Here is a 20,471-nt window from a genome sequence, read left to right as displayed (position 1 = left end):
TTTTGGTATTTTTACTAAAGCAGTTTTGTCAAATCCTAAATTTACACTTGTGAGGAGGAAATTTAAGTGGAAAGAGAATATCCGCTAGAGAAGTTCCGTAATATAGGAATAATGGCACATATTGATGCCGGAAAAACTACTACTACGGAGCGTATACTCTTCTATACGGGAATAACCCATAAAATAGGAGAAGTACATGATGGTGAAGCTACAATGGATTGGATGGCTCAGGAGCAAGAAAGAGGAATAACTATAACCTCTGCGGCTACTTTTTGTAAATGGAAAGGCCATGCAATAAACATAATAGACACACCAGGACACGTAGATTTTACAGTAGAAGTTGAAAGATCACTTAGAGTTCTTGATGGAGCTGTTACTGTTTTAGATGCCAAAAGTGGTGTTGAACCACAAACAGAAACTGTATGGAGACAGGCAGATAATTATGGTGTTCCAAGAATGGTTTATGTAAATAAAATGGATTCAGTAGGAGCAGATTTTTACATGTGTATAAATACTTTGAGAGAAAGATTACACTGTAATGCAGTTCCTATTCAAATTCCAATTGGAACAGAAGATAAATTTAAAGGTATAGTAGATCTTATTAAAAGTGAAGCTATAATATATGAAGATGATCTTGGAACTGTTATGGATGAAGTTAAAATACCTGATGAGTTAGCAGATAAGGCAGAAGAGTATAGAACAGCTTTAATTGAAGCAGTAGCCGATGTAGATGAAGATTTAATGATGAAATATTTAGATGGAGCAGAAATAACACAAGAAGAAATAGTAGCTGCTATGAGGAAAGGTGTTATTGAAAATAAAATAGTTCCAGTTTTATGTGGGTCTTCTTATAAGAACAAAGGTGTTCAGCCAATGATAGATGCTGTAGTTGATTTTATGCCATCACCTCTTGATGTACCACCTGTAAAAGGTACTGATCCTGATACTAAAGAGGAAATGGAAAGAGTAGCTGATGATAATGCACCATTAACTGCACTGGCATTTAAAATTGCTACAGACCCTTTTATAGGAAAATTAGCATTTACAAGAGTTTACTCAGGAATTATGAAGAGTGGTACTTATGTATATAACTCAACAAAAGGGAAAAAGGAAAGAATTGCAAGACTTGTAAAGATGCATTCAAATCATAGACAGGAAGTTGACGAACTTCGTGCAGGTGATTTAGGTGCTATAGTAGGATTGAAAGATACTACTACAGGTAATACTCTTTGCGATGAAAACAGTCCTATAGTACTTGAAAGTATGGAATTCCCTGACCCAGTTATACGTGTAGCTATAGAGCCAAAGACAAAGGCCGGTCAGGAGAAAATGGGTATAGCTTTAGCTAAACTTGCTGAAGAAGATCCAACATTTAAAACTTATACAGATCAAGAGACAGGTCAAACAATTATAGCAGGTATGGGAGAACTTCACTTAGAAATAATTGTGGATAGACTTCAAAGAGAATTTAAGGTAGAATGTAACGTTGGTGAACCACAAGTTGCCTATAAAGAGACTATTAGAAAAACTGTTAAAGCACAAGGTAAATTTATTAGACAGTCTGGTGGACATGGACAATATGGTGATTGTTCCATAGAGATGTCACCTTCAGAAGAAGGATATACATTTGAAAATGCCATTGTAGGAGGAGCAATTCCTAAAGAATTCATTGGACCAGTTGATAATGGAATTCAAGAAGCTGCTCAAAATGGTGTAATTGCCGGATATGAAACTATAAACTTTAAAGTTAAGTTATATGATGGATCTTATCATGATGTAGACTCATCAGAAATGGCATTTAAAATAGCTGGATCTATGGCATTTAAGAATGCTATGAATAAAGCAGACCCAGTTTTACTTGAGCCAATGATGAAAGTTGAAGTCACAATACCAGAAGAATATATGGGAGATGTAATGGGAGACATAAATTCCAGAAGAGGAAGGATCGAAGGAATGGATCCAAGATCAGGAGCTGAAATTATAAGAGCTTTTGTTCCATTGTCTGAAATGTTTGGATATGCTACTACACTTAGATCTAGAACACAAGGTAGAGGAGTTTATTCAATGACATTTGACCATTATGAAGAAGTGCCAAAGAGTATTCAAGAGAAAATTGTAGGAGATAGAAATAGCTAATTTTAGTTAATATATTAGTGTATTTAAGGAGGAAGAGTAATGTCAAAAGAAAAGTATGAAAGAACAAAACCACATGTAAACATAGGAACAATAGGACACGTAGACCATGGTAAGACAACATTAACAGCAGCAATAACAATGGTATTGTCAAAAGAGGGAAAAGCAGCAGCAACAAAGTATGATGAAATAGATAAAGCACCAGAAGAAAAAGAAAGAGGAATAACAATAAATACAGCGCATGTAGAATATGAGACAGATAAGAGACACTATGCTCATGTAGATTGTCCAGGACATGCAGATTATGTAAAGAACATGATAACAGGAGCAGCACAGATGGATGGAGCAATCCTAGTAGTAAGTGCAGCAGATGGTCCAATGCCACAGACAAGAGAACATATATTGTTAGCAAGCAGAGTAGGAGTACAGTATATAGTAGTATTCTTAAATAAGTCAGACCAGGTAGACGATCCAGAATTACTAGAATTAGTAGAGATGGAAGTAAGAGAATTATTAAGTGAGTATGGATTCCCAGGAGACGATGTACCAATAATAGTAGGAAGTGCGTTAAAGGTATTAGAGAACCCAGATGATCCAGAAACAACAAAGTGCATACATGAATTAATGGACGCAGTAGATGAATATATACCAACACCAGAAAGACCAACAGATAAGGACTTCTTAATGCCAATAGAAGATGTCTTCACAATAACAGGAAGAGGAACAGTAGCAACAGGAAGAGTAGAAAGTGGAGTATTAAAAATTGGAGACGAATTAGAGATAGTAGGATTAAAGGAAGAGAAGAAGAAGACAACATGTACAGGAGTAGAGATGTTTAGAAAACTTCTAGACCAGGCAATGGCAGGAGATAACATCGGAGTACTGTTAAGAGGAATACAGAGAGAAGAAGTAGAAAGAGGTCAAGTACTAGCAAAACCAGGAACAGTACATCCTCATAAGAAATTTGTAGGTCAGGTATATGTACTTAAGAAAGAAGAAGGCGGAAGACATACACCATTCTTCAATGGATACAGACCACAATTTTATTTTAGAACAACAGATGTAACAGGATCAATCGCACTACCAGAAGGAGTAGAAATGGTAATGCCAGGAGATCATATAGACATGAACGTAGAACTTATAACACCAGTAGCAATGCATGAAGGATTAAGATTTGCAATAAGAGAAGGCGGAAGAACAGTTGGTTCAGGTGTTGTTACTACAATAACTGAGTAATTAAATTAGAAATATATTACTTGTAAAATTTACTAAATATGTTGTATTAAAAGGGAAAGAGTGCACTCTTTCCTTTTTAATAGGCAGAAATATAAATTTTTACTTGTCATGTATATAAATTTATTGTATAATTAAGAAGTTGTGATGTTATAACAGCGATGAGGCAAGAGGTTGCCGGGCTTCCGGGTAATTCTTGACTGAGTATGCTTAGGTCTTGAACTTAGGCGACGGTGATTTTGTAAAGGCAGTGCTTTCATAAAATAAAAGAAACGCCTGGAACAGTTTACAGAATATATCCGCTGTTGTACGTAAGAAGCATAGCGTGCATGAAAAGGAGGGAAATAACAATGGCAAAACAAAAAATTAGAATAAGATTAAAGGCTTTTGATCATACAATATTAGATCAATCATCTGAAAAGATAGTAGAAACTGCTAAGTCCACAGGGGCAAAAGTAGCAGGACCAGTGCCACTGCCTACAGAAAAAGATGTGGTTACAATTTTGAGAGCCCCACATAAATATAAAGATTCAAGAGAACAATTTGAAATAAGAACTCATAAAAGATTGATAGATATAATAAGCCCATCACCAAAAACTGTTGATGCGTTAATGAGACTTGACTTACCAGCAGGTGTTGATATTGAAATAAAATTGTAATAAGTGGTTTATTACTAACTATTATGACCGTTTTGGCGATCCGCTAATATGTTTAGGAGGTGTATGTAAATGAAAAAAGCTATATTAGGTAGAAAGCTTGGTATGACTCAAATATTTAATGAAAATGGAAAGGTAATTCCTGTTACAGTAATCGAAGCAGGACCTTGTGCTGTTATACAGAAGAAAACTGTAGAAAAAGATGGGTATGAGGCTGTACAGGTTGGTTTTAGCGACATAAGAGAAAAGTTGGTAAACAAACCAATGAAGGGACATTTTGAAAAAGCAGGAGTTACATTAAAGAGATTTATAAAAGAATTCAAACTTGAAAATGCTAGTGAATACAAGGAAGGCCAGGAAATAAAGGCAGATGTTTTCGCAGCAGGAGATAAAGTTGATGTATCTGGAGTTTCTAAAGGTAAGGGATTCCAAGGCACAATAAAAAGATGGAATGCTCAAAGAGGACCAATGTCCCATGGTTCTAAATTCCACAGAGCACCAGGTTCAATGGGAGCTTGCTCAGATCCATCTAGAACATTCAAGAATATGAAAATGGCAGGACATATGGGAAATAGAAACACAACAGTGTTAAATTTAGAAGTTGCAAAAGTTATTCCTGAGAAAAACATTATTTTAATAAAAGGTGGAGTACCAGGACCTAACAAAGGACTTGTAGCAATAAGAAATACAGTTAAGGCTTAGTCTTAGTAGAAAGGAGGATGCAGAATGCCTAAAGTAGGATTATTTAATAAAGAAGGTCAAAAAGTCGGAGATTTTGAATTATCAGATAAAGTATTTGGAGTTGAAGTAAACGAAAATGCTGTTCACCAAGTAGTTGTAGCATTACTTGCTAACAAGAGACAGGGAACTCAGTCAGCAAAGACTAGAGCTGAGGTTTCTGGAGGTGGAATTAAACCATGGAGACAAAAGGGAACAGGTAGAGCAAGACAAGGATCTATAAGAGCACCACAATGGATTCACGGTGGTATAGTTTTTGCTGTAAAACCTAGAGACTATAGAATCTCACTTACAAAATCAGTGAAAAGAGTAGCCATGAAATCAGCATTGTCAAGCAAAGTAGCAGATAATGAAATGGTTGTTTTGGAAAACTTAGAATTAGAAGCTCCAAAGACAAAAGAAATAGTAAAGATGTTAGGTGCATTTAATGCAAAGAAGGCATTAATTGTTACAGCTGAATCAAATAAAAATGTATATGTATCAGGTAGAAATATACAGGGCGTATCAGTTATACCTGTTAACAATTTAAATGTTTATGATTTGTTAAAATATGAAAAACTTATAATAACAAAGGACGCTGTATCAAAAATTGAGGAGGTGTATGCATAATGAAATATACTAATTATGATATCATAAGAAGGCCTGTTGTAACAGAAAAGAGCATGGCTGGTATGAATGAGAAGAAATACACCTTTATAGTTGACATACATGCAAACAAATCAATGATAAAGAAAGCTGTAGAAGATGTTTTCGGAGTAAGCGTTGAAAATGTAACAACAGCAAGATATATAGGAAAGAAAAAAAGAGTTGGCGTTCATATTGGAAAAAGAGCGGATTTCAAAAAAGCTATTGTAAAACTTAAAGAAGATAGTAAGACAATAGAATTTTTTGATGGAATGGAACAATAATTAAAGCAGTTATTGGAGAAATCCAGATAAGCGAAAAAAGGAGGGAATACCGTTATGGCAGTTAAAGGATTTAAACCTACTACACCTTCAAGAAGGAATATGACTGTAAGTACATTTGAAGAAATAACTACAGATGTACCAGAAAAATCACTTCTTGCACCTTTAAAAAGAAGTGGTGGTAGAAATGCTCACGGTAAAATAACAGTTCGTCATATAGGTGGCGGAGCAAAACAAAAGTATAGATTAATAGATTTTAAGAGAAATAAAGATGGCATACCAGCAAAGGTTGCTACTATAGAATATGATCCTAATAGATCAGCTTATATAGCTTTGGTAGTTTATGCAGATGGAGAAAAGAGATATATAATAGCTCCAGTTGGATTAAAAGTTGGAGATGCTGTAGTTTCAGGAGCAGATTCAGATATAAAAGTTGGAAATTGTTTGCCATTAATAAATATACCTGTTGGTACTATAATTCATAATGTAGAATTACAAGCAGGAAAGGGAGCACAACTTGTAAGATCTGCAGGAGCTTCAGCTCAACTTATGGCTAAAGAAGGAAATTATGCAACATTAAGACTTCCAAGTGGTGAGATGAGACATGTAAGAATAGCATGTAGAGCTACAATTGGAACAGTTTCAAACTTAACTCATGAGATAGTTAGCATAGGTAAAGCAGGAAGAAAGAGACACTTAGGAGTAAGACCTACAGTTAGAGGTTCTGTTATGAACCCTAATGACCATCCACATGGTGGTGGTGAAGGTAAGGCTCCAGTAGGTCATCCAGGACCACTTACTCCTTGGGGCAAACCTGCATTAGGATATAAGACTAGAAAACATAATAAGTATTCAGACAGATTTATAGTTAAGAGAAGAAATAGTAAATAGTTTGAAGAGAATATATGTTCTCTTCACTGACTTCTATTTAATGAACCAGTTGCTTTTAGCTATAAACAAAAAAGTTATATCATGCAAATTGTATGAAGGGAGGCAAAATGAATGAGCAGATCAGTTAAAAAGGGACCTTATGTCCAAGAAGCGCTTTTAAAGAAAATAAATGAATTAAATAAAAATGGTGAGAAGAAAGTTATAAAAACTTGGTCAAGAAGTTCAACGATATTTCCTCAGATGATAGGTCACACTATAGCAGTTCATGATGGAAGAAAGCATGTTCCTGTATATATATCAGAGGATATGGTAGGACACAAATTAGGAGAATTTGCACTAACTAGAACATACAGGGGACACGTCGCAGACAAAACTGAAAAAACAACTCGTGTTGCTCCTCAAAAGTAGTTAGGAAGGGAGGTAGAATAAATGGAAGCTAAGGCTATAGCTAGATATGTTAGAATGTCTTCAATGAAAGTAGGAGTTGTACTTAATTTAGTTAGAGGTAAAAATGTAAATGAAGCTTTTGCTATATTAAAATATACTCCAAGAGATGCAGCTGTAGTGGTTAATAAAGTTCTTAAATCAGCAGTTGCTAATGCAGAGAATAATTTGGATTTAGATAAGGATAATCTATATGTTTCAGAAGCTTATGCTTGTGAAGGTCCAACGTTAAAGAGATTTCAACCACATGCTCAAGGTAGAGCATTTAGAATAAATAAGAGAAGTAGTCACATAACTTTGGTAGTTAAGGAAAGAGAGTAATAAGAAGGAGGGAAACAGATGGGACAGAAAGTACATCCACATGGCCTAAGAGTTGGTGTTATTAAAGAATGGGATGCTAAATGGTATGCAGATAAGAAAAATTTTGCAGACAATATAGTTGAAGATAATAAAATTAGAAAATTTGTAAAAGCAAAAACTGCTATTGCTGGAGTTTCAAAAATTCAAATTGAAAGAGCAGCAAAAAGAGTTAAGCTAAATGTATTTACAGCAAAACCTGGAATGATAATAGGAAAAGGCGGCCAAGGAATTAATGCTTTAAAAGCTGAAATTCAAAAAATGGTTACAGAAAAAACTGTGCTTATAAACATCGTTGAAGTAAAGCAGGCAGAAGCTGATGCCCAACTTATGGCAGAAAATGTAGCTTTGCAATTGGAAAAGAGAATTTCCTTTAGAAGAGCTATGAAACAAACAATACAGAGAGCTATGAAGTCTGGCGTTAAGGGTGTTAAGACTACATGTTCAGGAAGACTTGGTGGTGCAGAAATTGCAAGAGCTGAGTCATACCATGAAGGTACAATTCCACTCCAGACATTAAGAGCCGACATAGATTATGGATTTGCAGAAGCAAATACCACATATGGTAAAATAGGTGTAAAAGTATGGGTATATAGAGGAGAAGTGCTCCCTGCTAAAAAATCTGTTGAAAACAAGGAAGAAGTTAAAGCATAGGGAAGGAGGAATAGCATATGTTAATGCCTAAGAGAGTTAAGCATCGTAAGGTACAACGTGGTAGAATGAAAGGCAAAGCTACAAGAGGTAATTTTATAGCATATGGAGATTACGCTATACAGGCTACAGAATGTGCATGGATAACAGCAAATCAGATAGAAGCAGCCAGAATAGCTATAAATAGATATATCAAAAGAGGAGGAAAACTTTGGATAAAGATTTTCCCAGATAAACCAATTACAGAAAAACCTGCTGAAACACGTATGGGATCAGGTAAAGGATCACCAGAATATTGGGTAGCAGTTGTTAAACCAGGTAGGATATTATTTGAACTATCAGGTGTTCCTGAACCAGTAGCAAGAGAAGCAATGAGGCTTGCATCACATAAATTGCCTATAAAGACTAAGTTCGTTACAAGAAAAGATTTTGAAGAAGTGGGTGGTGAAAGCAATGAAGGCTAGAGAATTGCAAGAGTTAAGACAAAGCAGCACTCAAGATTTACAGGCAAAAGTACAAGATCTTAAGTCAGAATTGTTTAATTTGAGATTTCAGTTGGCTACAGGTCAATTAGAAAATCCAATGAGAATAAAGGAAGTCAAAAAATCTATAGCCCAAATTAAAACCATCCTTAGGGAAGAAGAGCTAAGATCATTTGAACAATAGTTTGAAAGGAGGTTTATTCTGTGGAAAGAGGATACAGAAAGACAAGAACAGGAAGAGTTATCTCAGATAAAATGGATAAAACTATAGTAGTTGCAGTTGAAACTAAAGTACGTCATCCACTGTACGGAAAAACAGTTAACAGAACTACTAAATTTAAAGCTCATGATGAAAACAATGAAGCAAGGAATAATGATAGAGTATTAATAATGGAAACAAGACCTTTATCGAAGGATAAGAGATGGAGACTTGTGGAAATAGTAGAAAAGGCTAAATAGTTAATAGCTGAAAGGAGGGTATTTTCAATGATTCAGCAACAGACATTATTGAAAGTTGCAGATAATTCCGGAGCTAAGGAAATTATGTGTATAAGAGTTTTAGGTGGATCCAAGAGAAAATGGGGAAACATCGGTGATACAATAGTTGCTAGCGTTAAAAGTGCAACACCAGGCGGTGTTGTTAAAAAAGGAGAAGTTGTAAAGGCTGTTATCGTTAGATCTGTAAGAGGACTTAGAAGAGCAGACGGTTCATATATAAAGTTTGATGAAAATGCTGCTGTTATAATAAAAGATGATAAGCAACCAAAGGGAACTCGTATCTTCGGACCAGTTGCGAGAGAGCTAAGAGATAAAGATTATACAAAAATATTATCACTAGCGCCTGAAGTTCTATAAGATAAGGAGGTGGCTATAATGGCAAAGGTACACGTTAGAAAAAAGGATACAGTCATGGTTATATCCGGTAAAGATAAAGGAAAAACAGGAGAAGTTTTAAAGGTTATGCCTAAAACAGGTAAAGTCATTGTTAAAGATGTTAATGTAGTTTCAAAACATCAGAAACCAAACAAGCAAAATATGCAGGGTGGCATAATTAAAAAAGAAGCTCCTATATATAGTTCAAAAGTAATGCTATATTGTGACAAATGTAAAAGTGTAACTAGAATAAGTCACAAGATATTAGATGATGGAACAAAAGTAAGAGTATGTAAAAAGTGCGGAGAAACATTTTAATCTTTGAAAGGAGGGCAAAAATATGAGTTCAAGGTTACAAGAGAAATATGAAAAGGAAGTTATTCCTGCTTTAATGGATAAGTTTAAATATAAGAACATAATGCAGGCACCAAAACTTGATAAAATAGTTATAAATATGGGTGTAGGAGAAGCTAAGGATAATCCAAAGGTTTTAGAATCAGCAGTTAGTGACTTAACTTTAATTACAGGACAAAAACCAGTTTTAACTAGAGCAAAAAAATCTATAGCAAACTTTAAAATAAGAGAAAATATGGCTATAGGATGTAAAGTTACTTTAAGAAAACAATATATGTATGAATTTGCAGATAAATTAATTAATATAGCACTACCAAGAGTTAGAGATTTCTCAGGAGTTCCGGATAAATCTTTTGATGGTAGAGGAAATTATTCCATAGGAATTAAAGAGCAATTAATATTCCCTGAAATAGAATATGATAAGATAGACAAAGTCAGAGGTATGGATGTTATCTTTGTCACTACTGCAAATACTGATGAAGAAGCAAGAGAGTTGCTTAAACTTCTTGGAATGCCATTTACTCAAAAATAAGGAGGGAAAAACGTGGCACGTAAAGCTTTGATAGAAAAGTGGAAAAAAGAACCTAAATATCCAACAAGGGCTTACACAAGATGTAGAATATGTGGAAGACCTCATGCTGTATTAAAAAAATATGGTATATGTCGTATATGCTTTAGAGAACTTGCGTATAAGGGTGAAATACCTGGTTGCAGAAAAGCAAGTTGGTAAATGTTAGTTATTGATGAAAGGAGGCACAATAAATGGTAATGACTGATCCTATAGCAGATTTGCTTACTCGTATAAGAAATGCAAATATTGTTAGACACGAAATAGTAGAAGTACCTTCTTCAACTATTAAGAAGGCACTATTAAATATAATGCTTCAAGAAGGATATATAAAGAATGTAGAGGAATATACAGATGGTTCTGTAAACATGATAAGACTTTCAATGAAGTATGGTAAAGATAAAGAAAGGGTTATAACAGGACTCAAGAGAATATCTAAACCTGGATTAAGAGTTTATTGTAGAAAAGAAGAAATTCCTAAGGTTTTAAATGGACTTGGAGTTGCAGTAATATCAACTTCTAAAGGAATTGTTACAGATAGAGACGCAAGAAAATTAGGAGTAGGTGGAGAAGTACTTTGCTACATATGGTAGTTTTAAAAATGAACTAAGATTAGTAGTAAATGATATTTATTATGAACCTATTAGGAATACAGGAGGTGTAATGATGTCAAGAATAGGAAAGCTTCCAATAGCTATTCCAAGTGGTGTCACCTTTGCAGTAACACCAGACAACGTTGTTACTGTAAAAGGACCTAAAGGCCAACTTGTAAAGGCTATGAGAAAAGATATGAATATTGCTGTTGAGGATAACTCAATAGTAGTTAAAAGAAATAATGATGAAAAAGAATCTAGAGCTCTTCATGGATTGACTAGAGCATTAATAAATAATATGGTTATTGGTGTAACTGAAGGATATGCAAAGACATTAGAATTAGTAGGTGTTGGTTACAGAGCTCAGTTACAAGGAAAAAAATTAGTTTTAAACTTAGGATTTTCACATCCAATTGAAGTAGAGGCAGTTGAAGGAATAACTTTTGAAACACCTGCACCTACAAAAGTTATAGTAAAAGGTATCGACAAAGAATTAGTAGGCGATGTCTCAGCAGATATAAGAAATTGGAGAAAACCTGAACCTTACAAGGGAAAAGGAATTAAATATGAAAATGAAGTTATAAGACGTAAAGAAGGAAAAACAGGTAAGAAGTAGTAGAAAGGAGTGAACCTTATGTTTAAAAAAGATGATAAGAAAAAACTAAGATCAAAGCGTCATCTTAGAGTTCGTAGAAAAATTTCTGGAACAAATGAAAGACCAAGACTTGCAGTATATAGAAGTGCAAAAAACATATATGCTCAAATAATAGATGACGTAAAGGGAACAACTCTAGTTTCTGCTTCAAGTGTAGATAAAGATTTTCAAGGAGTTGGAAGTAATAAAGAAGCAGCAAAAGTTGTTGGTCAGACAATAGCTAAGAAAGCTATTGAAAAAGGAATCAAAGAAGTAGTTTTTGATAGAGGCGGATATATATATCATGGAAGAGTACAGAATCTTGCTGAAGGTGCAAGAGAAGCTGGCTTAGAATTCTAATAAGGAGGGAAATAAATGAGAATCGATCCTAGCGCTTTAAATCTTAAAGAGAAGGTTGTATTCATAAATAGAGTTGCTAAGGTTGTTAAAGGTGGTAGAAATTTTAGATTTAGTGCCCTAGTTGTAGTGGGAGATGAAGATGGCCACGTAGGCGTAGGAACTGGAAAATCTATAGAAATACCTGAAGCAATCAGAAAAGGAATAGAAGATGCTAAGAAGAATTTAATTGAAGTTCCAATTATAGGTACAACAGTACCTCATAGTATAGCTGGTCAATTTGGAACAGGAAGAGTACTTATAATGACAGCTCCTGAAGGTACTGGAATTATAGCCGGTGGACCTTCTAGAGCAGTTCTTGAACTTGCAGGATTAAAGGATGTTAGAGCAAAATCAGTTGGTTCTAATAATCCAAGAAATATGGTAAATGCTACTATTGACGGTTTATCAAGACTAAAGACAGCAGAACATATAGCTAGTCTTAGAGGAAAAACTGTCGAAGAGATTTTAGGTTAGGAGTGAATGACCTTGGCTAAACTTAAAATAACTCTAGAAAAGAGTTTAATAGGAAGAAAAAAAGATCATATAGCAACTGTAAATGCTCTTGGATTAAGAAAAATAGGAAAAGTTGTAGAGCAAGAGGATAATCCTCAAATCAGAGGAATGATCCAAAAAGTTAGCTATCTTTTAAAGGTAGAAGAGGCATAATACGAAGGAGGTGTAAGTACGAATGAAACTTCATGAATTAAAACCAGCAGAAGGATCAAGAAAATCACCAAAAAGACTTGGAAGAGGTACTGGTTCTGGTTGGGGAAGAAATGCTGGAAAAGGTGAAAATGGACAGAAAGCTAGATCCGGTGGTGGAGTAAGAATAGGATTTGAAGGCGGACAGATGCCATTGTATAGAAGACTTCCTAAAAGAGGCTTCACTAATATATTTGCAAAACAATATTATGAATTAAATGTTGAAAGACTAAATGCATTTGAAGATGGAACAGAAATTACTCCAGAATTACTTTTAGAGAAAAAGGTAATTAAAAAGTCTAAAGATGGTTTAAAAATACTTGGAAATGGTGAATTACAAAAGAAACTCACAGTAAAAGCAGCTAAGTTTACTAAAACTGCAGTGGAAAAGATAGAGGCAGCTGGAGGAAAAGTAGAGGTGATATAAAGTGCTATCAACCTTGCGTAATGCTTGGAAAGTTCCTGAACTAAGGAAAAGATTGCTGTTTACTTTATTTATGATTATAATTTTTAGAATGGGAAATTTTATTCCTGTTCCAGGAATTGATACTACAAAGTTAAGTAGTCTAACTAGCAATGGCTCGTTGTTTGGCTTTTATGATCTTTTAGCAGGAGGCGCATTTAGCAGATTTAGTATATTTGCTATGGGAGTTATTCCATTTATCAATTCCTCCATTATATTCCAACTTCTTACGGTTGCTTTGCCTCGTTTAGAGCAATTATCTAAAGAAGGAGAAGAAGGTAGAAAGAAGATACAGGAATACACTAGATATGCTTCAGTACCACTAGGTGTAATTCAAGGAATAACCATATATGTTATTATAAATAGAGCAGGTGCACTTGCAAACCCATCTGATAAATTCAACGTATTTATGATAATATTTACTGTTACTGTAGCGTCAACTTTTCTCATGTGGTTTGGTGATCAGATTACTGAGCATGGTATTGGAAATGGAATATCTCTTATAATATTTATAAACATTATTTCGAGGTTTCCTTCTGCAGTATCTGGAATTTTTAAAATGCAACAAGTTGAAACAGTTAACTTTGTGGAAGTAATAGGACTTGCAGCAGTTATATTCTTGCTATTTTTAGGAGTTGTAATTTCAAGTTTATCTGAGAGAAGAATTCCTATACAGTATGCAGGGAAAACAAATGCAGGAAGAATGTATAAAGGGCAGTCTACTAATATTCCAATTAATGTAAATGGAGCAGCTGTTATAGGAATTATATTTGCTATATCAGTTATGCAGTTTCCAATGACTATAGGTCAATTTTGGCCTGACTCAGCTTTTAACAAGTTTATAACGGGAAGTGTGTATAGTCCATTTAAAGAAAGTAATTGGACATATTTAGTGCTTTATTTCTTGCTTACAATTTTCTTTACATGGTTTTATACCGAAGTTACTATGAAGCCAGAAGAAATGGCCGAGAATATGAATAAGTCTTCAGGATTTATACCTGGCATAAGACCAGGAGAACCTACGGCTGTATTTATTGAAAGAGTTTTAGCCAGAGTGTCAGTATTAGGAGGAGCTTTTGCAGGGATAATAGCAATATCCCCTATAGTAGCAGAAACTTATACTAGTTTTAAGGGCATATATTTTGGCGGAACAGGGCTATTAATTATAGTAAATGTAGCTATTGAAACCATAAGACAATTAGAATCGCAGCTAGTAATGCGTCATTATCATGGATTTTTGAATTGATAAAATATTTTTGGAGATGGTGCTGGTGAAAATAATTTTATTAGGTCCTCCAGGAGCTGGAAAAGGGACTCAAGCTAAATTTATTAGTGAAGAATATTCCATACCTCATATATCTACTGGAGATATTTTTAGAAAGAATATTTCAGAGAAGACTCCACTTGGAGTTGAGGCAAAAAAGTATTTAGATAACGGACAGTTAGTACCAGATGAGGTTACTATAAATATAGTTAAAGATAGATTAGGCAAGGATGATTGCAAAGAAGGATTTTTATTAGATGGATTTCCTAGAACCGTAAATCAAGCTGAAGCTCTAGACTTATTTTTAAATAATAAAGGGCAAAAGATAGATACAGCTCTCCTTATAGATGTTCCTAAAGAATTAATTCTTGAAAGAATGACAGGTAGAAGAGTTTGTCCATCTTGCGGCGCAAGTTATCATGTAAAATTTAATCCTACTAAAGTTGAGGGAAAGTGTGATGTGTGTCATAGTGATGTTATACAAAGAAAAGATGATACCGAGTCAACTGTTAAGGATAGATTAGATGTATATGATGAGCAAACTCAACCTCTGATTGGGTACTATAAAAAGCAGAAAGCACTTTCTATAGTAGACGGAACTGGAGAAATAAATGAGGTTTTTCAAAGAGTAAAAGAAAGTTTAAAATCTATTTGCAAATAATTTAACACAAATAGAGATAGATATGCTGGAACCTGTAAGTTGAAAACCAAGCAAAAGCTGATGATACAGTAAAATCTAGAATAACTACTAAATAATTGGATAGAATTTCAGAGGAGTACATATTAAGACGATAGTGTTTTAGAAAATACTCCGGAAATATTGACTTTAATTTAAAGTGTTAGTATTATGGATTAATATGGACTGTAAGTATATGAAGCATGATTTACTGCTACGTTGAAAGTGATTATAAGCTCGGTGCTAAACAGATTTTTTGCAGTCAGCAATAACAAGGAGGTTTGATTATACCTTATGTCAAAAGATGATGTTATTGAAATTCAGGGTACTGTTTTAGAAGCTTTACCAAATGCTATGTTTCAGGTAGAATTAGAAAGCGGACATAAGATATTAGCACATATATCTGGTAAATTAAGAATGAATTTTATAAGAATACTACCAGGTGATAAAGTTACAGTAGAGCTTTCTCCTTACGATTTGACTCGTGGGAGAATAACTTGGAGAGCGAAGTAATAAGGAGGGTTAGCTATGAAAGTAAGGCCATCAGTTAAGCCTATGTGTGAAAAGTGTAAAATCATAAAGAGAAAAGGAAGAGTAATGGTTATCTGTGAAAATCCTAAGCACAAACAAAAACAAGGCTAAACTAATAGAAAAGTAAGTATTAGTAAAACACGTTATTAATACTTAATGTATGATTTATGAGTTAATAACGTTTTAAGGTGCGGCTGCAGCAATGTAAAGTTATTTACTTTGTTGGCTTTAAAGCTTAATATAATATAAATAAAGTAAATTAATCCTTACCAATCAGATTTTAGGAGGTGTAAATTTTAATGGCAAGAATAGCAGGTATCGACCTACCAAAGGAAAAAAGAGTTGAAATAGGTCTAACTTATATATATGGCATAGGGTTATCAACTTCTCAAAAAATTCTAAAAGAAGCTGGAGTAAATCCAGACACTAGAGTTAAGGACCTAACAGAAGAAGAAGTTAACTCTTTGAGAAATTACGTAAAGAATGTAACAATTGAGGGTGACTTGAGAAGAGAAATTGCTCTTAATATAAAAAGATTAATAGAGATAGGTTCATATAGAGGAATAAGGCATAGAAAAGGTCTGCCAGTTAGAGGACAGAAAACAAAGACAAATGCAAGAACAAGAAAAGGACCTAAGAAAATGGTAGCAGGTAAGAAGAAAATAGTAGCAAAATAATATAAGGAGGTAAAAAGATGGCAGCTGGAAAAGTTAGAAAGACAACTAAGAGAAAAAAAGAAAGAAAAAATGTTGAACATGGTTGTGCACATATAAGATCAACTTTTAATAATTCTATAGTTACAATTACCGATGCTGCGGGAAACACTTTATCCTGGGCTAGCGCAGGTGGTCTAGGATTTAGAGGCTCTAGAAAGAGCACTCCATTTGCTGCACAAATGGCAGCTGAAACATCAGCTAAAGCAGCTATGGAACATGGATTAAAAAGCATCGAAGTATATGTTAAGGGACCTGGTGCTGGTAGAGAAGCCGCAATAAGGTCATTACAGGCAGCAGGACTTGAAGTTACATTGATCAAAGATGTTACTCCAATTCCACATAATGGATGCAGACCACCAAAAAGAAGAAGAGTTTAGTAACGGGAGGTGTAAGTTTTAATGGCAAGATATACTGGATCAGTATGCAGACTTTGCAGAAGAGAAGGCTTAAAATTATTCCTTAAAGGGGATAGATGTTATACAGATAAGTGTGCATTTTCAAGAAGAGGATATGCACCAGGACAACATGGTCAAAGAAGAAAGAAAGTATCAAACTATGGTTTACAATTGAGAGAAAAGCAGAAGGCTAAGAGAATATATGGACTATTAGAAGGACAATTTAGAAAATACTATGAAACAGCTGATAGGAAAAAAGGAATAACAGGTGAAAATTTATTAGTTTTACTTGAAACAAGACTTGACAATGTAATTTATAGATTAGGATATGGACAGTCAAGAGCAGAAGCTAGACAATTGGTAACTCATGGCCATTTTTTAGTTAATGGAAGAAAAGTGGATATACCTTCTTTTAAGGTATCAATTAATGATAATATAACTGTAAGTGATAAGAGCAAGTCATCAGAGAAGTTTAAAACTTTTGCAGAAAACCCAAAAACTTTACCAACTTGGTTAGAAGGAAATGTAGAAAATTTCCAAGCAAAAGTTCTTAGACAGCCAACAAGAGAGGATATAGATGTTCCTGTTAACGAAACATTAATCGTAGAGTTATACAGCAAGTAGTTAATATAGAATCAGTTGCCCTCAGAATACATTATTAGATAAATAGAAGGAGGGTTATATTCATGTTAGAAATAGAAAAACCCAAAATAGAATGTGTTGAAACTAGTGAAGATGGTAACTATGGAAAGTTTGTAGTGGAGCCCCTTGAAAGAGGCTATGGTATTACTCTTGGTAATGCACTTAGAAGGATTCTTCTTTCTTCCCTTCCAGGAGTTGCTGCTAATCATATAAAAATAGATGGTGTACTTCATGAATTTTCAACTATTCGTGGAGTAAAAGAGGATGTTGCAGAGCTAATTCTAAATATAAAAGAATTAGCTTTAAAGATGAATGGAGAAGGTCCTAAAACTATATATATAGATGCACAAGGACCAGGTGAAGTTGTTGCAGGAGACATAAAAACAGATGGTGATGTTGAAATAATTAATAAGGACTTACATATAGCTACCTTAGATGATGATGGTAAACTCTATATGGAGATTGCTGTCAACGGAGGAAGAGGATATGTTTCTCAAAGAAAGAATAAGTCTGAAGACATGCCAATAGGTACTATTCCTGTAGATTCAATATACACTCCTATTAAAAGAGTTAATTTTGCTGTAGAGAATACAAGAGTTGGTCAAATAACTGATTATGATAAATTATCATTAGAAGTTTGGACTAATGGAACTATATTACCAGATGAAGCTGTAAGTTTATCAGCTAAAATTCTCATAGAACATTTCAAACTATTTATGACTCTTACTGATCATGCTAATAATGTGGAAATAATGGTTGAAAAGGAAGAGGATAAAAAAGAAAAAGTTCTTGAGATGACAATAGAAGAATTAGACCTTTCAGTGAGAAGTTATAATTGTCTAAAGAGAGCTGGAATAAATACAGTTCAAGAGTTAACAGAAAGAACAATGGATGATATGATGAAGGTAAGGAATTTAGGTAAAAAATCCTTAGAAGAAGTTGAGCAAAAGCTTGATGCCTTAGGATTATCATTAAAGCAAAGTGAAGACTAAAATTTGTTAAAATAACGAACGGATAAACTTATTACCTACAGTAAGGAGGGATATAAATGGCACAGTATCGTAAATTAGGACGTCCATCTGACCAAAGAAGAGCAATGCTTAGAAGTCTTGTTACTAACTTTTTAAAGCATGGTAAAATACAGACAACTGTAACTAGAGCAAAGGAAACAAGAAGTTTAGCAGAAAAGATGATTACTCTTGCAAAAAGAGGAGATCTTCATGCTAGAAGACAGGTACTTTCTTTTGTAACTGAAGAAGAAGTTGTAAAAAATTTATTTACAGATATAGCTCCTAAATATGCTGAAAGAAATGGTGGATACACTAGAATGTATAAAATGGGTCCAAGAAGAGGCGACGGAGCCGAATTAGTTATACTAGAGTTAGTATAAAATTAAGGGGATTAAGTAAAGACTAGCTTAATCCCTGTTTTTCTATAAAATACTGTTTCAATTTTGTTGCTCATCAAATTAGTGAGGTGTTTCTATGGAAAAAAATATAATAGTATGTGATAATGTAAGCTATAAATATAAGGACAATGATAATGAAAATGTAAAATTAGCTGTAGATCATGTGAATTTCCAAGTAAAAAAGGGAGAATTCCTTGTAGTGCTTGGAAGAAATGGATCTGGAAAATCTACTATGGCTAAACATATAAATGCTCTTTTAGTTCCAACTGATGGAAAAGTATATGTAGAAGATATAGATACTTCAGATGAAAAAAGTACCTGGAAGATAAGAAATAAGGCAGGAATGGTTTTTCAAAATCCAGATAACCAAATAGTTGCTACTATAGTAGAAGAAGATGTTGCTTTTGGACCAGAAAACCTAGGAGTTCCATCAGAGGAAATAAGAGCAAGAGTTGATGAGTGTTTAAAAAGGGTAAATATGTATGAATATAGGAGACATGCACCTCATTTACTTTCAGGTGGACAAAAGCAAAGGGTAGCTATAGCAGGAGTGCTTGCTATGAGACCTGATTGTATAATATTTGATGAATCAACTGCAATGCTTGATCCGTCTGGTAGGCGTGAAGTAATGAGTACAATAAAAGATATAAATAGTAAGTACAATATGACAGTAATTCTAATTACACATTATATGGAAGAAGCAGTAGAAGCAGATAGAATAATTGTTATGGATGAAGGTAAAATTATAATGGAAGGATCTCCTAGAAACATATTTAGTCAGGTATCTAAGATGAAAAAAATAGGACTTGATGTACCTCAAATGACAGAATTAGCCTATGAACTTAAGAATAGTGGTGTAGATATTAAACCTGATATATTAACTATAGATGAGATGGTGAGTGAATTATGCCGATTAAAATAGAAAATTTAACTCATATATATATGAAAGGTTCACCTTTTGAAAAAAAAGCCCTAGATGACATAAATATTGAAATAGAAGATGGAGAATTTGTTGCTTTGATAGGACACACGGGTTCGGGAAAATCAACACTTATTCAACATATAAATGGACTCTTAAAACCAAGTTCAGGCAAGATAATAGTAGATGGAGTAGATATTACTGATAAAAAGATAAATTTAAATTTTATAAGAAAAAAAGTAGGACTTGTATTTCAGTATCCTGAATATCAGTTATTTGAGGAAACTATAGAAAAAGACATTGCTTTTGGTCCCAAAAATTTGGGATTGAGTGATGATGATATAAATAAAAGAGTGAAGAGAGCCATGAATATGGTGGGATTAAAATATGAAGATTACAAGGATAAATCTCCTTTTGAATTAAGCGGGGGACAAAAGAGGAGAGTTGCTATAGCAGGAGTAGTTGCTATGGAACCTAAAGTACTCGTATTAGATGAACCAACAGCAGGCCTTGATCCCAAGGGAAGAGATGACATCTTTTCAGAAATAAAAAATTTACATAGGGAATACAATATGACTATAATATTTGTATCTCACAGCATGGAAGATGTAGCTAAGCTGGCTGGTAGAATAATCGTAATGCATCAGGGAAAATGTATACTTGATGGCCCTCCTGAAAAAGTTTTTAATGAGGTTGACACTTTGGAAAGTGTAGGACTTGCAGTACCTCAAGTAACATATATGGTAAAAAAGCTTAGGGAAAAGGGCATAAATATATCAAAAGATGTATTTACAGTGAAGCAGGCAAAAGAAGAAATACTCAAAATATTAAGTAAAAGTTAGGA

34 protein-coding genes are annotated in these 20,471 nt (G+C 34.1%); all 34 read left to right on the top strand.

Annotated elements, in window-relative coordinates; all coding sequences use genetic code 11:
• Positions 1-66: 66 nt before the first annotated feature.
• The 34 genes from fusA to CLRAG_RS11300 all read left to right on the top strand — a co-directional run bounded on the left by fusA (position 67) and on the right by CLRAG_RS11300 (position 20,469).
• Complete coding sequence (gene fusA / locus CLRAG_RS11465; RefSeq protein WP_065078549.1) at positions 67-2,136, top strand: elongation factor G; 2,070 nt, start codon at positions 67-69, stop codon at positions 2,134-2,136.
• 39 nt (positions 2,137-2,175) lie between these two features.
• The gene (gene tuf, locus CLRAG_RS11460) at positions 2,176-3,369 is read left to right on the top strand and encodes an elongation factor Tu (protein WP_065078548.1); all 1,194 of its coding nucleotides are present in this window, start codon (positions 2,176-2,178) and stop codon (positions 3,367-3,369) included.
• 347 nt (positions 3,370-3,716) lie between these two features.
• A complete protein-coding gene (gene rpsJ / locus CLRAG_RS11455) occupies positions 3,717-4,025 on the top strand; it encodes a 30S ribosomal protein S10 (RefSeq protein WP_011988802.1) in 309 nt (102 codons plus the stop codon).
• A gap of 69 nt (positions 4,026-4,094) precedes the next feature.
• A complete protein-coding gene (gene rplC, locus CLRAG_RS11450) occupies positions 4,095-4,724 on the top strand; it encodes a 50S ribosomal protein L3 (protein WP_065078547.1) in 630 nt (209 codons plus the stop codon).
• A 24-nt stretch (positions 4,725-4,748) separates the two neighbouring features.
• On the top strand, positions 4,749-5,369 hold the full coding sequence (gene rplD / locus CLRAG_RS11445; protein WP_065078546.1) for a 50S ribosomal protein L4: 621 nt from the start codon (positions 4,749-4,751) through the stop codon (positions 5,367-5,369).
• On the top strand, positions 5,369-5,668 hold the full coding sequence (gene rplW / locus CLRAG_RS11440; protein WP_013240690.1) for a 50S ribosomal protein L23: 300 nt from the start codon (positions 5,369-5,371) through the stop codon (positions 5,666-5,668). Before rplD ends, rplW begins: the two co-directional genes overlap by 1 nt.
• Before the next feature lie 54 nt (positions 5,669-5,722).
• Positions 5,723-6,556, top strand: coding sequence for a 50S ribosomal protein L2 (gene rplB, locus CLRAG_RS11435; RefSeq protein ID WP_065078545.1), 834 nt, complete (start codon positions 5,723-5,725; stop codon positions 6,554-6,556).
• A 111-nt stretch (positions 6,557-6,667) separates the two neighbouring features.
• Positions 6,668-6,964, top strand: coding sequence for a 30S ribosomal protein S19 (gene rpsS / locus CLRAG_RS11430; protein WP_063599799.1), 297 nt, complete (start codon positions 6,668-6,670; stop codon positions 6,962-6,964).
• 21 nt (positions 6,965-6,985) lie between these two features.
• Positions 6,986-7,321 carry a 50S ribosomal protein L22 gene (gene rplV, locus CLRAG_RS11425; RefSeq protein WP_013240687.1) on the top strand — a complete coding sequence of 112 codons (336 nt, stop codon included), beginning with the start codon at positions 6,986-6,988 and terminating at the stop codon, positions 7,319-7,321.
• An 18-nt stretch (positions 7,322-7,339) separates the two neighbouring features.
• Positions 7,340-8,011, top strand: coding sequence for a 30S ribosomal protein S3 (gene rpsC, locus CLRAG_RS11420; protein ID WP_065078544.1), 672 nt, complete (start codon positions 7,340-7,342; stop codon positions 8,009-8,011).
• 17 nt (positions 8,012-8,028) lie between these two features.
• The gene (gene rplP / locus CLRAG_RS11415) at positions 8,029-8,472 is read left to right on the top strand and encodes a 50S ribosomal protein L16 (RefSeq protein WP_065078543.1); all 444 of its coding nucleotides are present in this window, start codon (positions 8,029-8,031) and stop codon (positions 8,470-8,472) included.
• Positions 8,462-8,674: a 50S ribosomal protein L29 gene (gene rpmC, locus CLRAG_RS11410; RefSeq protein WP_013240684.1), complete on the top strand. Its 213-nt coding sequence runs from the start codon at positions 8,462-8,464 to the stop codon at positions 8,672-8,674. The genes rplP and rpmC overlap by 11 nt, the downstream gene beginning before the upstream one ends.
• A gap of 20 nt (positions 8,675-8,694) precedes the next feature.
• Positions 8,695-8,949, top strand: a complete 255-nt coding sequence (gene rpsQ, locus CLRAG_RS11405; protein WP_013240683.1) for a 30S ribosomal protein S17 — start codon at positions 8,695-8,697, stop codon at positions 8,947-8,949.
• Positions 8,950-8,976: 27 nt separating this feature from the next.
• Positions 8,977-9,345, top strand: coding sequence for a 50S ribosomal protein L14 (rplN, locus tag CLRAG_RS11400; RefSeq protein ID WP_013240682.1), 369 nt, complete (start codon positions 8,977-8,979; stop codon positions 9,343-9,345).
• An 18-nt stretch (positions 9,346-9,363) separates the two neighbouring features.
• The gene (rplX, locus tag CLRAG_RS11395; protein WP_013240681.1) at positions 9,364-9,681 is read left to right on the top strand and encodes a 50S ribosomal protein L24; all 318 of its coding nucleotides are present in this window, start codon (positions 9,364-9,366) and stop codon (positions 9,679-9,681) included.
• Positions 9,682-9,703: 22 nt separating this feature from the next.
• Positions 9,704-10,249, top strand: coding sequence for a 50S ribosomal protein L5 (gene rplE, locus CLRAG_RS11390; protein ID WP_065078542.1), 546 nt, complete (start codon positions 9,704-9,706; stop codon positions 10,247-10,249).
• 12 nt (positions 10,250-10,261) lie between these two features.
• A complete protein-coding gene (locus CLRAG_RS11385; RefSeq protein ID WP_013240679.1) occupies positions 10,262-10,447 on the top strand; it encodes a type Z 30S ribosomal protein S14 in 186 nt (61 codons plus the stop codon).
• A 32-nt stretch (positions 10,448-10,479) separates the two neighbouring features.
• The gene (gene rpsH / locus CLRAG_RS11380) at positions 10,480-10,878 is read left to right on the top strand and encodes a 30S ribosomal protein S8 (protein ID WP_013240678.1); all 399 of its coding nucleotides are present in this window, start codon (positions 10,480-10,482) and stop codon (positions 10,876-10,878) included.
• A gap of 73 nt (positions 10,879-10,951) precedes the next feature.
• Entirely contained in the window at positions 10,952-11,494 is a 543-nt protein-coding gene (gene rplF, locus CLRAG_RS11375) for a 50S ribosomal protein L6 (RefSeq protein ID WP_065078541.1), read from the top strand.
• Positions 11,495-11,512: 18 nt separating this feature from the next.
• Positions 11,513-11,872, top strand: coding sequence for a 50S ribosomal protein L18 (gene rplR, locus CLRAG_RS11370; protein WP_013240676.1), 360 nt, complete (start codon positions 11,513-11,515; stop codon positions 11,870-11,872).
• A 15-nt stretch (positions 11,873-11,887) separates the two neighbouring features.
• Positions 11,888-12,385 (top strand): 30S ribosomal protein S5, encoded by a 498-nt coding sequence (gene rpsE / locus CLRAG_RS11365; protein ID WP_065078540.1) that lies wholly within the window; start codon positions 11,888-11,890, stop codon positions 12,383-12,385.
• 12 nt (positions 12,386-12,397) lie between these two features.
• On the top strand, positions 12,398-12,577 hold the full coding sequence (gene rpmD, locus CLRAG_RS11360; protein ID WP_063553716.1) for a 50S ribosomal protein L30: 180 nt from the start codon (positions 12,398-12,400) through the stop codon (positions 12,575-12,577).
• A gap of 22 nt (positions 12,578-12,599) precedes the next feature.
• Positions 12,600-13,040 carry a 50S ribosomal protein L15 gene (rplO, locus tag CLRAG_RS11355; protein ID WP_013240673.1) on the top strand — a complete coding sequence of 147 codons (441 nt, stop codon included), beginning with the start codon at positions 12,600-12,602 and terminating at the stop codon, positions 13,038-13,040.
• 1 nt (position 13,041) lies between these two features.
• Positions 13,042-14,322 (top strand): preprotein translocase subunit SecY, encoded by a 1,281-nt coding sequence (secY, locus tag CLRAG_RS11350; protein WP_065078539.1) that lies wholly within the window; start codon positions 13,042-13,044, stop codon positions 14,320-14,322.
• 25 nt (positions 14,323-14,347) lie between these two features.
• The gene (locus CLRAG_RS11345; protein WP_065078538.1) at positions 14,348-15,001 is read left to right on the top strand and encodes an adenylate kinase; all 654 of its coding nucleotides are present in this window, start codon (positions 14,348-14,350) and stop codon (positions 14,999-15,001) included.
• Between the two features lie 309 nt (positions 15,002-15,310).
• Positions 15,311-15,529 carry a translation initiation factor IF-1 gene (gene infA, locus CLRAG_RS11340; RefSeq protein WP_013240670.1) on the top strand — a complete coding sequence of 73 codons (219 nt, stop codon included), beginning with the start codon at positions 15,311-15,313 and terminating at the stop codon, positions 15,527-15,529.
• Positions 15,530-15,544: 15 nt separating this feature from the next.
• Positions 15,545-15,658 (top strand): 50S ribosomal protein L36, encoded by a 114-nt coding sequence (gene rpmJ / locus CLRAG_RS11335; RefSeq protein WP_007062395.1) that lies wholly within the window; start codon positions 15,545-15,547, stop codon positions 15,656-15,658.
• A 188-nt stretch (positions 15,659-15,846) separates the two neighbouring features.
• The gene (gene rpsM / locus CLRAG_RS11330) at positions 15,847-16,224 is read left to right on the top strand and encodes a 30S ribosomal protein S13 (RefSeq protein WP_065078537.1); all 378 of its coding nucleotides are present in this window, start codon (positions 15,847-15,849) and stop codon (positions 16,222-16,224) included.
• Between the two features lie 17 nt (positions 16,225-16,241).
• Complete coding sequence (gene rpsK, locus CLRAG_RS11325; RefSeq protein WP_013240668.1) at positions 16,242-16,640, top strand: 30S ribosomal protein S11; 399 nt, start codon at positions 16,242-16,244, stop codon at positions 16,638-16,640.
• 21 nt (positions 16,641-16,661) lie between these two features.
• The gene (gene rpsD / locus CLRAG_RS11320; protein WP_063553720.1) at positions 16,662-17,282 is read left to right on the top strand and encodes a 30S ribosomal protein S4; all 621 of its coding nucleotides are present in this window, start codon (positions 16,662-16,664) and stop codon (positions 17,280-17,282) included.
• A gap of 62 nt (positions 17,283-17,344) precedes the next feature.
• Positions 17,345-18,292: a DNA-directed RNA polymerase subunit alpha gene (locus CLRAG_RS11315; RefSeq protein ID WP_063553721.1), complete on the top strand. Its 948-nt coding sequence runs from the start codon at positions 17,345-17,347 to the stop codon at positions 18,290-18,292.
• Between the two features lie 56 nt (positions 18,293-18,348).
• Positions 18,349-18,690, top strand: coding sequence for a 50S ribosomal protein L17 (gene rplQ, locus CLRAG_RS11310; protein WP_013240665.1), 342 nt, complete (start codon positions 18,349-18,351; stop codon positions 18,688-18,690).
• A gap of 94 nt (positions 18,691-18,784) precedes the next feature.
• Complete coding sequence (locus CLRAG_RS11305; protein WP_065078536.1) at positions 18,785-19,630, top strand: energy-coupling factor transporter ATPase; 846 nt, start codon at positions 18,785-18,787, stop codon at positions 19,628-19,630.
• Positions 19,615-20,469 carry an energy-coupling factor transporter ATPase gene (locus tag CLRAG_RS11300; RefSeq protein WP_065078535.1) on the top strand — a complete coding sequence of 285 codons (855 nt, stop codon included), beginning with the start codon at positions 19,615-19,617 and terminating at the stop codon, positions 20,467-20,469. Before CLRAG_RS11305 ends, CLRAG_RS11300 begins: the two co-directional genes overlap by 16 nt.
• Positions 20,470-20,471 lie beyond the last annotated feature (2 nt).

This window comes from Clostridium ragsdalei P11, assembly GCF_001675165.1.
GTDB lineage: Bacteria > Bacillota > Clostridia > Clostridiales > Clostridiaceae > Clostridium_B > Clostridium_B ragsdalei.
The sequence above is the reverse complement of the archived record's forward strand: the minus strand, read 5'-3'. Positions and strand labels throughout refer to the sequence as shown.